The organism is Neobacillus sp. S1115 (assembly GCF_055385565.1).
In genome coordinates this window covers 3,751,824-3,767,343 of the sequence record NZ_AP038275.1, presented here as the reverse complement: position 1 = coordinate 3,767,343, position 15,520 = coordinate 3,751,824, and the positions used below count along the sequence as shown (strand labels likewise).

Genomic DNA, 15,520 nt, shown 5'->3' with positions numbered 1-15,520 from the left:
CTTGGTGAAATTATTTTTTGGGCCATTGATTACATATGGAACCACTGCCGTCATTAGTCTTTTTTTGATAAAAAATGTGGCAGTAAAGAAATCGTACTCTATCTGTAACATTATTCTCCACTATGTAAATACCTTAATAGAATTAGTATAATTGTTACCGAACCTTATAATGAAATGCCAAACCTTAGTGTTATGATAATGCAAAGCCAAATTTTTCAGGAGGTATTTTTTTGAAACCGAAAATAAAGGCAATGTTTCTTACTATAGCGATGCTTTTCTCTATCCCTTCGATTTGCTTTGCAGACGCATCAGAAGGAGACGTTATTGTTACATTAGGAGAAAACCTAACACAACAGCAAAAAAATGATATTTTAGCAGAATTAGGGGTACCGGAAAACGTACAAAGTATTACTGTATCCAATCAAGAAGAGCATGAATATTTAGGGGAGTTTATTCCCAAAGCACAAATAGGGAACAGAGCAATTTCATCAGCAAGTATTACGATTGGTGCCCAGGGTTCCGGGTTAAATGTTCAAACGAACAATATTACATGGGTTACAGACGATATGTATAAAAATGCCTTGATGACAGCAGGTGTTAAGGATGCAACAATCCAGATTACGGCACCATATTCTGTATCAGGTACAGCAGCTTTGACTGGAATTATGAAGGCTTATGAGACGACTACGAATAAAGAAATTCCTGAAGAAGTCAAAAAAGCGGCTAATGAAGAAATGGTGAAAACCGCACAGCTTGGTGATTCCATTGGAGCAGATAATGCCGCTGCTCTAATGGAAAAGGTCAAGGATGAAATTGCTAAAAATGATCCAAAAACAGAAGCAGACATACGTGAAATCATTCAACAAGCTGCCACGGGGCTTGGGATTTCTTTAACAAATGAAGAGTTAAATATGTTAGTAGATTTCTTCAACAAACTAAAGGGTATGGACATTGATTGGAACCAAGTAAAGAACCAGGTAAGTGACACAGCAGAAAAAGTCTCCACCTTTTTACATTCAGATGAGGGGCAGTCATTTTTACAAAAGCTGCAGGATTTCTTAAATCGGACAATTGAAGTGATTCGTGCCCAATTTAATTAATGGTTAAAATTTATTCTAGCCTGTTTCTAATCAAAAAATGAAAATGTTTAAAAGAGAAAGGCCTTCATTTGAAGGTCTTTCAGATATATGTCGTTCATGAGGGCAATGAAGAAGAAGCGAATGCAAATGTCGATTTTTACAAAAAGAAGTCGGAATATTTTGATTCTATCATTTTTGAACTTTTGCTACAATGAAAAAAATAGTCATAGATTCAATTGTGAAAAAGCAAAACTGGTTAATTCAAAAGAATATGGGGAGGTTTTTTCATTATGTTGAGATTGATACGTAATAATCATCACTTGCAGCAAAACCCAATTCATGATGATGAATACATCGAGAAAATGGCGAACTTTTATACCAGTGAAGCCGCAAAAACAATTTATCCAAATCTACACAAAATCCCTTTTTATGAGTGGCTTTGTCAGCAGCAAGACGATTTAAATCTTGAAAAAAGCGGATAATCCATTGAAAATTTTCAGCTAAAATAATTAAAATATCTTTTACATCAAAAAAGTGATGGGAATAAAAATCCTATCACTTTTTTATTTGTATGATAACCGTTTGTAATTTACTGAGCAAACCTATCATTCTAAACAAACAAGGTGCTCTAAAATTTTCCGCCTGATCAAAACCCCTTATTTTTACAAGGGTTTATTAAATTTTTGAAAAAAATACATCAGTCAATTGATCCAAAATTCCGAAACGATAAATCAATGTTAAAAAGTACGACAGTTCAGAATTAACAAATTAAAAAGCGTAAGTTCTGAGTAATTATTACCGAGAACTTACGCTTTTTAAGGATTTTTTTCAAAATTGTAAATCTGCTTAATTCAATTAACAAAATAAGTCTTTTGATGATGGATTTTTCAATCCGAATAATGGGCGAATATATAAAGCTACGAAAGTTCCAAGCATCGCCATGACCATCCAAACCCATCCGTGTAGACTGAAGGAAGAAATCCCTCCGAAATAGGCACCAATGTTGCAGCCGAAAGCCAAACGAGAGCCGTATCCCATTAACAGCCCGCCGATGATGGCAGCCCCAGCAACACCAGGTTTGATTTTTTTAGGCTTAAATGTACCTTGGAAAGAGGCAGAAATGAATGCGCCTAAAATAATCCCGAAATTCATGACACTTGTGGAATCAGCTAAAACGGTATTCCTGAGTGCAGCACCATTTGGACCTGCAAAGAAACCCCAGCTTGTAACGTCAACTCCCATACCCATAAGTGCCTTTCCGCCCCAAAGAGCAAACGCAGAGGTAATTCCCCATGGAGTTCCTCTAACCGTTAGGGTTAACGCATTCAATACTGCTAAGACAATTGATGCAGTAAATAATGGCCATGAACCACGGAGTGCCTTTTTCCAGCCTGTGGTTGTAGGAAGTGGTTTCATCATTGGTGGATTTTTCTTTTTTGCAATTTGCACTGTAATCAAGTAAATAACGATAAATACAATCATTTGAACCAGCCATGCCCCAAAGTACCCCAGGTTAGTGGATTCTGCTAAAGAAATAGCAGGCAGTGTTGGTGTCTCTTGCATCCAGAATGCGAAATGATAAGCACCTAAGGTGGAACCTGTAATAAAGGCGATCAGAGTCAAGATCATCGATGATGAACCCCCGCCTAAATTATATAACGTACCGGAAGCACAGCCATTTCCAAGCTGCATGCCGATTCCAAACAAAAAGGCACCGAACAGAACAGGAACTCCGACAGGTGAAACATAACCTTTTGGCGCAATCCCTGTAAAACTAAAACCGGAACTTAAAATAAGCGCAAATAATGTTGTAGAGATGGCAAACATCAGCATATGGGCTTGAATACCTTGAACATTTCCGATGGAAGCGAGACGGCGAAATGCAGATGTAAATCCAAAACGGGCGTACAGCAATGCTGATCCAAGCAACATTCCGATGATAAAAAGGATGCCTTGTGTCCAATTAGCCATTTGGACAATTGCTATTAACAGAATAACAGCTGCAAGAATTCCGATTGATACGAATTTCTTTTGCATCGGATTAAGATTTGTGACCATAGTGGTCGGTTTAAAATGCCATGCTTTATGATTCAACTGTGTTGTTTGGTCTATTGTTGTATGTGACAAGTTTTTTCACCTCTATAACCGATAGGATTAATGTGATTTATCAACAAAATTATACTAATATAATTTCGTTGGATAGTCAAGGGATAACTCCCTCCAATTATGGGTCAGTGCAATTGTTCCTAATTTTTCTCAAATTTTTGTATAAAAAACAAATATGTATCCACATTTACATGAATAAAAAATAATAGTCCACTAGTACTGAATAGTAGAATTTTTATCGTAAAATCTTCTTTTTGAGAAAAACAGTTAAGTTTTATAGGGAAATATATCTAATTTTATTTACTCTCTGTTTAAAAAAAGCTATCTGGCATTTAAACTTTATTTACCTATCTTCAATAAAATTATATATGGAATAATACAAATCCAAAATATAGATTATGAGATTAAAGGTGTGAATATCCTTGAAAAAAATGGTAACTCAGTTCATTGTACTTTTGTGCTTTATTACATTAATGTTTCCTTCGATTAACGCGTCAGCGCACACGGATAATAGTGAAGGATATTCGAAGATTACCAGGGACGGGGGGAACCTGAGAGTGGAAGTGCTTCTTGATTTCTTCGAACTGGGAAGGCTGATTGATTTCGGTGTTAAACCGGGTGCGCCGACTGAACAGCTGAAAACAGCATTAGAAAATCATCGTGGAGAGGTGAGTTCATACCTTTCATCCCATTACGAGGTATTCACAGATGGTGCGAAAGCGGACGGGAAGGTTATCGCTACAGACATTAAACGGAGAGTGGACCGGGATTATGCCAAGCTGGTCATGGAATATCCGGCAGTCACCTCCAATTCGTCAGTACAGGTACATTATAGTGTCTTCTTCGAAGATAATGACCCGATGCATCGAAATATCGCATCCTACGACCTTGATAAAAAACAGGGCCAATTTGTTTTCAATATCGAAGATCGTGAATTGAACATAGGTAAAGAAACATTAGGGGGCCAGGTTATCCGGTTTGTTCAACTTGGTTTCCATCATATCATGATCGGTTTTGATCATATCCTGTTTGTCATTGCTCTGGTATTAGGATCACGTCGGATCTCAGATGTTCTAAAGGTGATTTCTGTATTTACTATTGCTCACAGTATTTCCCTGGGCCTAGCAGCAATGAAGCTGGTCAATCTACCTGCCCAAATTATCGAACCGCTCATTGCATTAAGCATTGCGTATGCTGCGGTTGACAATTATTTTGGCTTTTCTTCCAAATACCGGTTCGCAGTCGTCTTTGGATTTGGACTTATTCACGGAATGGGATTTGCCGGCGCGTTGCAGCTGTCGGACGACGTAACCTGGAGATCTATTTTATCCATTGGTTCATTTAATCTCGGTGTAGAAGGTGGACAAGCTTTAATCATATTGCTGCTGTTTCCTATGCTGCTTTACATCCAACGATTTAAATGGTCGACTTTCGTCTACGGATCAGCAACCGCAGGGATTTTTGGGATTGGATTAGTTTGGTATTTTCAGAGGTTTCTCGGCTTATAAAATCTCACAGAATTCGTAACTAAAGGAGGTGGTGCGGTCGTCCTTACGCTCTATTAAATTTTTAAAAAAATGTATGTTAATTGGGGAGGAGAAAGCATGCAACCATTAAAAAACAAAGACAAGGGTATGAAACAAAAACTGAAACCCGTTGCTGCTGCAGCGATGGCCAGCCTTGCTCTGGCATCGATTGTGCAGCCAGCAGTTGCCGACAATACTACTGCTACTATTAAGGGTACGGTCTTCGCTGATAAAAACGGCAACGGGACCCGCGACGGGAACGAACAGGGAATTCCTAATGTTCGAGTGTCGGACGGTAAAAAAATCACCGTTACGGACGATTTGGGTAATTATAGCTTGGAAATAGACACTGATAGACGTCAGGAGGATATTGTTTTTGTAACGTCTCCAAGCGGATACAGCGTTCTGACTGACCAATACAAAACCCCGCAGTTTTACAAGCAGTTAGGGAATGTTCAGGCTGGAGAAACAAAAGAACAAAACTTTGGATTAGTACATACACCGGAAAGCAGCAATCCGAACTTTAGCTTTGTCAACATCGCCGATGTACACGTACAAGAGGGTACTGCCAATAATCGTGAGCGTTTTACAGACCAGTTGGCGCAAATTAATCAATCGACAGGAAATCCTGCCTTCATTGCCGTGAGCGGCGATTTAACGAACCGGGCAGATGATACGGAATATCGGGATTATAAGGCTAGTACGGCAACATCTTCACTTCCGGTTTACCCAGCGGTTGGAAACCATGATTTTGCCCCGGGCTCAAATTATCAAACAAGAATTGACAAATACCGTAAAAATCTTGGACCTGAGTGGTATTCCTTCGATTATGGCACTCGTCACTTTGTCGTATTGGAAAATACGTATGGATTCAGTGAGGCGGACCAGTATGAGTGGCTAAAGCAGGATCTTGCCCTTAATGCACAGGACGGTAAGGAAGTGGTTGTTTTTGTTCATAGACCTATGAATACACCACAAACGCCGTCACCGGATAAAACAAAACAATTTATAGACCTACTAAGTCAATATCATACCCGTTTGGTAATGGTGGGACATACACACGTTAACGATGTAGCAACGGATACGATTCCAGGCGCTGACCATGTAACAACTGTTTCGAGTGCGTACACAATTGACCAGATGCCGAATGGTTTCCGGATGGTTACATTCCTGGGTGACAAGCAGGAAGAGAAATTTAAAATGTATGACGTGAAGCAAAGTGGTGCAATCGTTCATCCGGCTGCCGGCAGTGAAGTTCCGCAAGACAAAATGGACATATTGGTAAACGCCTATAACACATCTAGTAATGTGGTGAAGGTTGAATACCGAATTGATGGGGGATCTTGGAGAAACCTTACTCAAAGCAGCGGAATGGCTTGGCATGACCAATGGGATGCCAGAAAATCTGTGAAAGGCCAGCATACCATCGAAGTCAAAGTAACGGATGATGGTGGAAAGGTTTGGGTTAAAAACAACTCCTTTACCATCGTAGATAGTGATCAGAGAATTAAACCAAGGAAAGGAAACGACTGGACGATGTTCCACGGCAATGCCCAGCACACTGGGGCAGCACAGGATACACTAGATGCTGGCCTTCGTCTTGGATGGACCTATAGAACACCTGGTACCATTCTTACCTCGTCTCCTGCGATTGCAAATGGAATCGTTTATATTGGTACACGTGATGAAGACGGCGGAAAGAATCATGCTATCCATGCTGTCGCCCTTGAGACTGGCAGCAAGCTTTGGGAAGTGAAAGCGGATGCCCAAGTACAAGCCTCACCTGCTGTGGCTGACGGGATTGTCTATGCATCTTCGATTCGCGGCACTCTTTATGCGATGAATGCCCAAACTGGAGAAATTGTTTGGACAAAAACGGTCGGACAAGATGAAGTACAAAGAGCCTGGATGTACTATTCTCCGACTGTAAAGGATGGAGTCGTCTACCAAGCATACAGCACAGGCAGCGGTGGTAAAATGATGGCCCTTGATGCCCATACGGGTGAAGAATTATGGAATGTTCCATTAGCAGGCGGCTGGATTGTTGAATCGACTCCTATCGTTCAGGACGGCAAGATTTATGTAGGAGGAGATGGCGGCTATCTTATTTCTCTAGATGCTTCAACAGGTAAGGAATTGTGGAGGAAAAAACCTGCAGGCGGCTGGATGCACTCCATGCCTTCTATCGCAGATGGTCGTGTATATATGGGATATGGCGGCGGCTTGGTTGTGGCTCTTGATGCTGCCACTGGCAAAGAGCTATGGCGTTACAAGAGCCAGGATAAATCCTATATTGCTGGTGATACCACGGGTTCCTCACCTGCGGTAGTGGATGGAGTTGTCTATATGGGATTCCCGGATGGAAACATTGCTGCATTGGATGCAGTCACCGGTACAAAGAAATGGAGCTATCGCACCAAGGGCGGAGTTATCTCTTCTGCTACGGTCAGCGGAGAAACAGTATTTATCGGATCGAACGACGGAAATCTTTATGCAATTGATAGGCTAACTGGACAACCTCTATGGCAGCACGAAATTGGAGCTTGGGTAGCTTCTTCTCCGGCCATTTCTGGAAATACGTTAGTAGTTGGAGCCCTAGATGGAAATCTATATGGTTTTACTCCTGGGGGTAAGGCTGCACAACGCTGGCCTCGTTTAACTGGTCAGGTGACTGACAGCTTAACAGGACAACCCGTTGGGAGTGCGAAGATTATAGTGAAGGACAGTGAGGGAAATCGTCAAATTTCCACTACCAATGCCGAGGGTAAATATCTTCTCGGACTGAATCCTGGCACTTATACTGTGACAGTACAGAGCAGGGGTTATCTTGGCGGTTCACCAGTTTCTGTAGAACTGGAGGAAGGAAAAAACCAAACAGTTGCTTTGCAAGTAAGTAAAGTTACAGAACCTGTTGCGGGATTATCACAGGAAGCACCGGACTTTAATTTTGGAAGCCCTAGATTGGACGCTGTCACCAGTAAAACGTTCCACTATGTTATGAATAACCGGATTCAAGCAACGATTTCCTCTGAGACTGCTGCCAACAACCAGCCAGGAACATTCCAGCCGGGATGGCTTGGGGACATCACCTTGCTTGACAACAATGCTCTGGAGACTCTCGATTGGAGCGAATGGATCCTGTCACCAGTCATGAACGATCCAAAACGTCCATGGGGACGTGATGGTGAGTGGTTATCTCTTCCAAATATCAAAGTGGAGGGTAATACAATTCAAGCATCCGGACAAGCGCAGATTGATCCAAATATCAAAACTTCAGTAACGTATCGTGCACTACCTAATGCACCGGTAGTCAAGTTTACACTTGAATTGGAGAATACGGGAACCACAGATTTTAATGGATATTTCCAATACCTGCTGGACCCAGATAGTTCAGATGATACGTCCATTGTTCCAGGAATCACGAAAATGAATCCAGGCTTCATGACCACAGGATGGACCGGAAACTATATTTATGACGGTCCGAAAACAGCGATTTCCAGCCCGGCCCATGGAATTGCCTGGTTAAATGACAAGCCTGCCGGATTAACGGCTTCCGGCTATATCTTTGGAGCCTCGTTTGATGCAAGTTTAAAAGTGGGAGAAAAACGGACTATCAGCTGGTACCATATTACTGATTATCCTGCTGAAGGAAGCAGTCCTGCAGCAAATATTGCTCGGTGGGCTTCCCAGCTTAATACCCTTGATCCGGATGCAATAAACTGATAGATTTTGAGAATGATTATTAAGGAAAATACCCATTAAAAAGCTTTTTAATGGGTATTTTCCGTTGAAGGCACCCTCAGAAAGACGGAATATTTATTCCATAAAAAACATCATTGATAGCATAGATCAATACGATAGGCGAAAGGACAAACAAGACGGCGGCAGCCGTCTTGTTCAATTTTGCCTGCTACTTTTCCTTATTGACCAGAATTGTCATCTTCACTTTGTGAACTGTTGTCTTGCTGTGAACCATCATCTTGTTGAGAGCCATCATCTTGTTGAGAGCCATCATCTTGTTGAGAACCATCATCCTGTTGAGATCCATCATTTTGTAAACTATCGTCGTTTTGTTCCGTGTTCGGGTCATCCGTTTTTGAACTGGCATTTGAGCATGCCGTTGCAGCTCCCAGTAACAACAATGCGGACATCAAAGCAAATAACCATTTTTTAAAAGTTTTCATCTTTCTTCCTCCTTGAGTTCCATATTGTCTTACAGTCCTATCATACAAGCCTTCAAGGAAAAAAGAAGGCATTTTTCCAATTCTTTACACAACTTAATCCTATCGAAAAATCTCTTTAATTTTTTGAATGGAAAATTAATAGACAATTAACGAAACCTACAACTTCTTTCACTTTACATGAGCCTTTATCAATTCCAAGTGTGAAGAAATAACTATGGGCAAAAAAAAGCTGGAAACTTTGGATTATCATGTTTCCAGCTTTATCACTTATTGAGTAATTGTTATAGAAGTTACACGGTTTAATGCTGGCGGTTCAATGACCTTCTGCTCCTTTAAATAGTTTAGGAGGGCCCAATAATCCACTTCAGTGCGAACTGGTTCGCGATATTGTGTAAATGTTTGGTACCCATCAGCTCCGATGACCATATACGCCAGTGCAGCTACCCTGTAGGAGCGGTTCAAATCTAGGGATTCCCCATTAATGATAACCGTCTTTGGATCGATTCTAACATTTATTGGTTTGCTTTTATCGTAACTATAATGGACGTTATAGGAAACAGCTAGCGGGTAAAAGCTTTCAGTACCGTTTGCATTTTTTCTCCACTGTTCTTCAATGATTTGTTTAATTTGCTGGCCAGTTAACGTTACGACTAATAATGGATTTTGGTATCCATGGGCTTGCCAGGCTTCTCCAAATAGAATCTGCCCGTCACTATCAGCAGCATTTGTTCCTTTTTTGTACAGTAAATCACCACGTAATGGACTGGCCGCAGTCAAAGCGAATTCGGCTGGATTTTCCGCTTTTTTACCAGAATAATAGTGAGCATCTGCAACAAAATCAGCAAGTGTACTTTCACCATTTGCATTACGTACTCGTGTCAAATCGCCTGTGAGTTTGGCAACTGGCTCCGCCCAGCGCTCCTTTCCCCGATCAACCCAGTAAGAAACCATCTTCTCAACCTCTGGGTCAGCTGGAATATCACGTGTAACCGGGTGGTTTGTAGATGTAGTTAAATTGCGAACAACATCCTTGGTTTTTGGATCAATCGACAAGTTGATTTCATTAAGAAGGCGTCCATGATTGGCGGCTTCTACAATGGGACGCGGGTTACCGGCGGGATCTTCGATAAAGGCATTAAACTTTGCATGCCAGTGTCCGGATACAATCGCATCAATTGCAGGTGAAGCTTCTTTTGCAAAATCGAAGATAGGACCAAAAGGACTGTCAGAGCCGTTAATGTCAGAGCCATCGCTTTTGGTCGACCCACCTTCATGGACGACAGCGATAATGGTTTCAACACCTTTTTCCTGCAATTCCTTTGCATACCGATTGGCGGCTTCTACGAGAGGATCTGCTGTTAGAACCCCTTCTTGAAACGAAGTGGACCCTGTTATGGTTGTCGGTGTGGTAAGAGCTATGAAACCGACGGGGATCGCACGACCCTTGCCATCATGAATCATTTTGATGGTGTAAGGTTTTAACACCAGTTCCCCAGTTTTTGCATCACGAATATTTGCAGAAAGATAGTCATAATCAGCTCCTTTGAATTTCTTTCCCGTAGAGTCAGTAAATGAACTATCAACACCCGGGACTCCAAAGCTTTTTCCCTTCATGATATGCTCCGTCAAGAACTCCTTGGAAGCATCAAATTCATGGTTGCCAGCCGCAGAAAATTCTAATCCAATCGCGTTAAGGAATTCGATTGTTGGCTCATTATGATGTGATGCCACTTCAAAAGGCCAACCGCTAAAATCGTCCCCAGCGGAAAAAAGGATTGAATTTTCGTGACCTGCTTTTAGGTTTTTGATATGGGCGGCCAAATACGCTGCACCTCCGACTGTAAGCGGCCCGTTTGTAGTCATGATTTGACCATTAGACTTGTCATTGAAGGCCTGAAGGTAGCCATGCAAGTCTGTCAAACTTAATAATTGCAAATTGACAAGGTCTTTGTTGCCCAGACCTTGATTGGACCCTGCTTGCCCAGCAGTATTGGATGCTAGAGTCTGTGAAGAGTTCATTAGAATTCCACCGCCAAGGACCGCGGCAGTAGTGACAGCAAATAGACGTTTGAACGACTTTTTCAATTTCATTCCCCCTAAATGATAAGTTACAAGAAAATGGTAGCAAATAATTGTTAAATGATAGTTAAGGAGGGATAAAGATATTGAAAATTCAATCTTTTTTTAATTTATTTATAGAATGCGAATGGAAGTACGCTGTTCATGGTTGTTCATAAAATCTTGGGGAACAAAACTGATTACTTTACCAGTTCTTAACAATTTTTAATGCGCTTTTTACGCGTCAGAAATCAATACTTCAAATTAATCAAGTAATATTTAATAGAAAGAGAACAAACAGGGAGAGATGAGAGAATGAAAATCGGCACAAAGAAAAGAGGGAAATGGATGCTAGGCCTTCTGTCTATGGCATTTTTTATGGTTACTTTAACAGGGGTGCAGACAAAAGCGGCAGGGATTGAAATGGAGTTTCCTAGAGGACAATCAGTCAACGTAAAGGTAATGTCTTATAACATCCATCACGCTGAAGGTGTTGACCGAATATTGGATCTGGAGCGAATTGCAAAGGTCATTGAGGATGAAGATGCAGATATTATCGGACTTCAGGAAGTAGACAACCACTGGTCGGAACGTAGTGATTTACAAGACCAGGCAAAGTGGCTTGCAGATCGTCTAGGAATGTTTTATGTTTATGCAGCTAACTTGGACAGAGATCCATTACATGAAGGTGAGCCACGCCGGCAGTATGGGACAGCGATTTTAAGCAAATATCCTATATTGTATTCTGAAAACCATCCCCTTACAAAAATAGGAAACACTGAACAGCGTGGTCTCCTTGAAGCGACTATTAATGTAAAAGGAAATCATCTTCATTTTTATAATACACACTTGGCCTTGACAACTGCAGAACGACAAATACAGATTAAGGAAATTATTTCTATAGCAGGTGAATCTGATGGACCAAAAGTGATAATGGGAGACTTAAATGCTGTTCCAGATAGCATTGAAATGCAGCCAATGTATGGTCAGTATCTTGACGTTTTTTATGATAAGCCTGAAGCATATACGTATTCCGCTGTAAATCCTACCAAACGAATCGATTTTATTTTTACATCAGCTGAAATTAAAACAGTAAAAAAAGAAGTTATAAAAACGTTAGCATCGGATCACCTACCCATAACTGCAGAAATTGTTTTGGAGAGAACAGAGCCATATGAAAATGGTGGAAACTAAATGCTTCCGAAGGAATCAGAAAATCCCGCTGAGCTGTAATGGCTTGGCGGTTATTTTTTTATATGAGGGGTTCAAATAGTTAGTTGAATGAAGTGAAGAAAGCCGCGGAACTTGTTATAAATGCCAAGTCCTCGTAAAATAAACATAGAATACATACAATAAACCAATAGAACAGTATGAAAGTTTAAATGGGAATTGGGGATTATCTGGGGAAGGAATGAATCGGTATATGCAACAAATTTATTTGGACTACAACGCCAGTACACCTCTGGCTCCTGAAGTAATTGATGCCATGATGCCGCTCCTACATGACTATTATGGAAATCCATCAGCGCTGCACTGGGCTGGGACACCAGTGAAAGAATTGTTACAGAAGGCAAGGGAACAGGTTGCCGGCTTAATTGGCTGTTCTCCCAGAGAAGTCATTTTTACTAGCGGGGGAAGTGAAGCCAATAACCAGGCATTAAAAGGCTATTATTTTAAGAATAAAAGTAAAGGGAACCATATTATTACATCAAAAATAGAACATCCAGCTGTGAAAAATCCATGCCAATTTCTCGAACAAATCGGGGCGAGGGTTACCTACGTAGGCGTGGATCAATTCGGGAGAGTGTCAGCCGAAGAAATTGAACAAGCCATCACGAAGGACACCATACTAATTTCGATTATGCACTCCAATAATGAAACGGGGACTTTACAGCCGATTCAAGAGATTGGGAATCTTGCTGAAAGGCACGGGATTGCCTTCCATACGGATGCTTCTCAATCAGTCGGGAAAGTGCCTGTTAATGTGAACGAGTTAAAGGTCGATATGTTGACCATCGCCGGCCATAAGCTATATGCTCCTAAAGGAATTGGAGCGCTTTATATAAAAGATGGTATCAAACTGGAACCGCTGATTCATGGGGCTGGCCATGAATTCGGGCTGCGGGCAGGAACGGAAAATACCTTGTTGGCAGTCGGATTAGGAAAAGCATGTGAAATCGCTGAAACCCACGTAGGAAATAGCGTACTAAAGGAACTTACCGATTATTTTTGGAGCCGATTAAAAGTAGAGTTTGGGGACCGCGTTCAGTTAAATGGACATCCTGAGGAGCGTCTGCCAAATACATTGAACGTAAGCTTTGTCGAAAAAATAGGACAAGATCTGCTGGCGGCAATCCCACAGTTAGCGGCCTCAACCGGTTCGGCTTGCCATGCCGGCAGCATCGAATTATCACCGGTATTAAAGGAGATGGCTGTCCCTGAAAAGGTTGGAATGGGGGCCATCCGCTTTAGTTTGGGCAGGTACACGACGAAGGATGAAATCGATCAGGTATTGAAATGGTTAAGGGGAACGATAGATTAAAGTTATCAGGGACAACAGTGAGATTCACTGTTGTCCTTTTATTTAATTCAGAATGAGACAAAAGCACCGTCCGAGACCACTGAAAAACAATTGTTTCGTTTTATTAAAGACAAAATCAGCCTTGCGAATAGGCAAAATGTCTTTTATACACCTTATTAAAGACAAAATCTCCCCAGCGGATGGCCAAAATGTCTTTTATACACCTTATCAAAGACAATTCTGCATTAACAGAAGGTAAAAATGTCTTCAATCTTCCTCTTAGTAAGTGTTTTTCAGTGCTCTCGATATCCGTCCCCATGCCTCACTCGTGAATAAGTTACACCTTTTCTAATCAAGTTAAGAAATATACTAAATTGGAAGAAGGTGTATTATGGCGAAGTATTGTTATCGGTCATTCACCATTATTTCGTTAAGCTTGGTCTTATTACTAATGTCATCGTGTAGTCAGTTACAAACAAAAGTGGAGGACAAAAAGGATAAAAATAAAACTCCTCGTGAAGTTTTAGGTTTTTACACTGAACAAGAAGGAACGTATCCAGGGTCACAGCCTACAGTAGACTCACAATTCAAAAGTTTAAGCAGCATCGCACCCTTTTGGTATAAGCTTGACGATAAAAGTCCGGGAAGTCTTATAAGCTCCGTTCCAGCAGATCATAAGACAAAGGTTATTCAGAGTGCTAATGAAAAAAACTTGAAGGTATATATGGTTATACATAATCTCTTCTATGAAACCGTGGAGAAGGGCAAGCAGGTAGCGAGTAATGTACTCGATAATGAAAAAAACCGCAATGTTTTTATTCAGAACCTACGCAATGAAGTAAGTCAGTTTAACTATGACGGTATTAATATTGACATGGAAAATTTGAATTTGACTGACCGAGAACCCTTTAGCCAGATGATAAAAGAACTGTCTGATACGCTGCATCGTGATGGAAAAGTAGTGACGGTTTCAGTCCCGGCAAACACAGGTGATTCCCGTGCTAATCCCTGGTCACCATGGTTTGATTACGAAAAGCTTGGACAATATTCTGATGGATTAATGATTATGACATACGATGAACACAACCCAAGAACAAAACCAGGCTCAACCGCGTCAGTCGATTGGACAGAATCAACGATTCGTTATGCTTTGAAACATAAAGTACCACCGGCAAAAATTTTACTCGGTATCGCTGGTTATGGATGGGACTGGGATACAACAACAGCAGGCAAAGCCGGGTATAGCTCCTATGAAGAGTTAATGGGTCAGAAAACAAAATATAAAGCTAAAGTTAAATGGGACTCCCGTTCACAAACACCTCATTTTAGTTACATCGACGAAGAACAGCATAGCCACCAGGTTTGGTTTGAGAATAGCGATAGCCTGCGGTATAAGCTAGACCTTGTAGAAAAATATAACCTACAGGGAATCGGGATTTGGCGGCTTGGTTTAGAGGACCCAGAGTACTGGAAGACGATACCCGAGAAAATAAAAGTAAAAAAAGTCAATGAAGAAAGTTGAAATCAAATTAACTTGATAATATTTAATAATTTTGAAAAAAATAGTCATAGGAAAGGAGGGATTACGAATGTCAGTGAATAAGTGGCTAACTGGATTGGCCGTTTTGCTTGCAATGATAGTGGTTCTGACACCTCTAGGCTCATACAGCGTTTATGCCGAAACCGGCGTCCTAACACAGCCTATTCAGTCAGCCAAAGCAATTGAGGTCGAGTTAAACGATGATTACTTTAAACCGAAAGACATCACTATTCCGAATGGAAGTACCACAACGTTACTATTGAAAAACAAAGGAAAGAAAAAGCACACCTTTACTGTAGAAAAGCTCAAAATTGATGTTGAAATCCTGCCAGGAACAGAAAAAACCATTACTGTGAAACCGACTATGTCCGGTACATATGATTTGATTTGTCGGTACCATTTACAGGAAGGAATGGCTGGAAAAGTAATAGTCAAATAGCAAGCAGGGCCAAATCGGGCCTTGCTTTTTTTATAGGTAACTTATTTTTTTCAACCCAATCATTTTC

The 15,520-nt window shown here is 41.0% G+C and carries 11 protein-coding genes; 8 read left to right on the top strand and 3 right to left on the bottom strand.

Going from position 1 to position 15,520, the window contains the following annotated elements:
• Window positions 1-251: 251 nt before the first annotated feature.
• Both ACZ5B7_RS18175 and ACZ5B7_RS18170 read left to right on the top strand, forming a co-directional pair.
• A complete protein-coding gene (locus ACZ5B7_RS18175) occupies window positions 252-1,100 on the top strand; it encodes a DUF1002 domain-containing protein (RefSeq protein WP_464494522.1) in 849 nt (282 codons plus the stop codon).
• 269 nt (window positions 1,101-1,369) lie between these two features.
• Window positions 1,370-1,561: a hypothetical protein gene (locus ACZ5B7_RS18170; protein ID WP_464490447.1), complete on the top strand. Its 192-nt coding sequence runs from the start codon at window positions 1,370-1,372 to the stop codon at window positions 1,559-1,561.
• Window positions 1,562-1,934: 373 nt separating this feature from the next.
• Here the strand turns inward: ACZ5B7_RS18170 and ACZ5B7_RS18165 are convergent, their stop codons facing one another.
• Window positions 1,935-3,137, bottom strand: coding sequence for a YeeE/YedE family protein (locus tag ACZ5B7_RS18165; RefSeq protein WP_464494521.1), 1,203 nt, complete (start codon window positions 3,135-3,137; stop codon window positions 1,935-1,937).
• Between the two features lie 605 nt (window positions 3,138-3,742).
• Here ACZ5B7_RS18165 and ACZ5B7_RS18160 point away from each other — a divergent pair.
• Both ACZ5B7_RS18160 and ACZ5B7_RS18155 read left to right on the top strand, forming a co-directional pair.
• The gene (locus ACZ5B7_RS18160) at window positions 3,743-4,693 is read left to right on the top strand and encodes a HupE/UreJ family protein (protein WP_464490446.1); all 951 of its coding nucleotides are present in this window, start codon (window positions 3,743-3,745) and stop codon (window positions 4,691-4,693) included.
• A gap of 96 nt (window positions 4,694-4,789) precedes the next feature.
• A complete protein-coding gene (locus tag ACZ5B7_RS18155; RefSeq protein WP_464490445.1) occupies window positions 4,790-8,434 on the top strand; it encodes an outer membrane protein assembly factor BamB family protein in 3,645 nt (1,214 codons plus the stop codon).
• A gap of 197 nt (window positions 8,435-8,631) precedes the next feature.
• On the opposite strand, the gene ACZ5B7_RS18150 is transcribed toward ACZ5B7_RS18155, so the two are convergent.
• Both ACZ5B7_RS18150 and ACZ5B7_RS18145 read right to left on the bottom strand, forming a co-directional pair.
• Window positions 8,632-8,895 carry a hypothetical protein gene (locus ACZ5B7_RS18150; protein WP_464490444.1) on the bottom strand — a complete coding sequence of 88 codons (264 nt, stop codon included), beginning with the start codon at window positions 8,893-8,895 and terminating at the stop codon, window positions 8,632-8,634.
• A gap of 267 nt (window positions 8,896-9,162) precedes the next feature.
• Window positions 9,163-10,980 (bottom strand): bifunctional metallophosphatase/5'-nucleotidase, encoded by a 1,818-nt coding sequence (locus tag ACZ5B7_RS18145; RefSeq protein WP_464490443.1) that lies wholly within the window; start codon window positions 10,978-10,980, stop codon window positions 9,163-9,165.
• 288 nt (window positions 10,981-11,268) lie between these two features.
• Between ACZ5B7_RS18145 and ACZ5B7_RS18140 the strand changes: the two genes are divergently transcribed.
• The 4 genes from ACZ5B7_RS18140 (at window position 11,269) to ACZ5B7_RS18125 (ending at window position 15,453) form a co-directional block, all read left to right on the top strand.
• On the top strand, window positions 11,269-12,147 hold the full coding sequence (locus ACZ5B7_RS18140) for an endonuclease/exonuclease/phosphatase family protein (protein WP_464490442.1): 879 nt from the start codon (window positions 11,269-11,271) through the stop codon (window positions 12,145-12,147).
• A gap of 229 nt (window positions 12,148-12,376) precedes the next feature.
• Window positions 12,377-13,495 carry a cysteine desulfurase family protein gene (locus ACZ5B7_RS18135; RefSeq protein WP_464494520.1) on the top strand — a complete coding sequence of 373 codons (1,119 nt, stop codon included), beginning with the start codon at window positions 12,377-12,379 and terminating at the stop codon, window positions 13,493-13,495.
• A 370-nt stretch (window positions 13,496-13,865) separates the two neighbouring features.
• Window positions 13,866-14,996, top strand: a complete 1,131-nt coding sequence (locus ACZ5B7_RS18130; protein WP_464490441.1) for a glycosyl hydrolase family 18 protein — start codon at window positions 13,866-13,868, stop codon at window positions 14,994-14,996.
• 67 nt (window positions 14,997-15,063) lie between these two features.
• Window positions 15,064-15,453, top strand: coding sequence for a cupredoxin domain-containing protein (locus ACZ5B7_RS18125; protein ID WP_464490440.1), 390 nt, complete (start codon window positions 15,064-15,066; stop codon window positions 15,451-15,453).
• Window positions 15,454-15,520 lie beyond the last annotated feature (67 nt).

What these genes read in the sequence shown, in the direction of transcription:
- ACZ5B7_RS18175 (WP_464494522.1), top strand. Translation starts at nt 252, where the DNA reads ATGTTTCTTACTATAGCGATGCTTTTCTCTATCCCTTCGATTTGCTTT.
- ACZ5B7_RS18130 (WP_464490441.1), top strand. Translation starts at nt 13,866, where the DNA reads ATGGCGAAGTATTGTTATCGGTCATTCACCATTATTTCGTTAAGCTTG.
- ACZ5B7_RS18135 (WP_464494520.1), top strand. Translation starts at nt 12,377, where the DNA reads ATGCAACAAATTTATTTGGACTACAACGCCAGTACACCTCTGGCTCCT.
- ACZ5B7_RS18170 (WP_464490447.1), top strand. Translation starts at nt 1,370, where the DNA reads ATGTTGAGATTGATACGTAATAATCATCACTTGCAGCAAAACCCAATT.
- ACZ5B7_RS18140 (WP_464490442.1), top strand. Translation starts at nt 11,269, where the DNA reads ATGAAAATCGGCACAAAGAAAAGAGGGAAATGGATGCTAGGCCTTCTG.
- ACZ5B7_RS18155 (WP_464490445.1), top strand. Translation starts at nt 4,790, where the DNA reads ATGCAACCATTAAAAAACAAAGACAAGGGTATGAAACAAAAACTGAAA.
- ACZ5B7_RS18150 (WP_464490444.1), bottom strand. Translation starts at nt 8,895, where the DNA reads ATGAAAACTTTTAAAAAATGGTTATTTGCTTTGATGTCCGCATTGTTG.
- ACZ5B7_RS18125 (WP_464490440.1), top strand. Translation starts at nt 15,064, where the DNA reads ATGTCAGTGAATAAGTGGCTAACTGGATTGGCCGTTTTGCTTGCAATG.
- ACZ5B7_RS18165 (WP_464494521.1), bottom strand. Translation starts at nt 3,137, where the DNA reads ATGGTCACAAATCTTAATCCGATGCAAAAGAAATTCGTATCAATCGGA.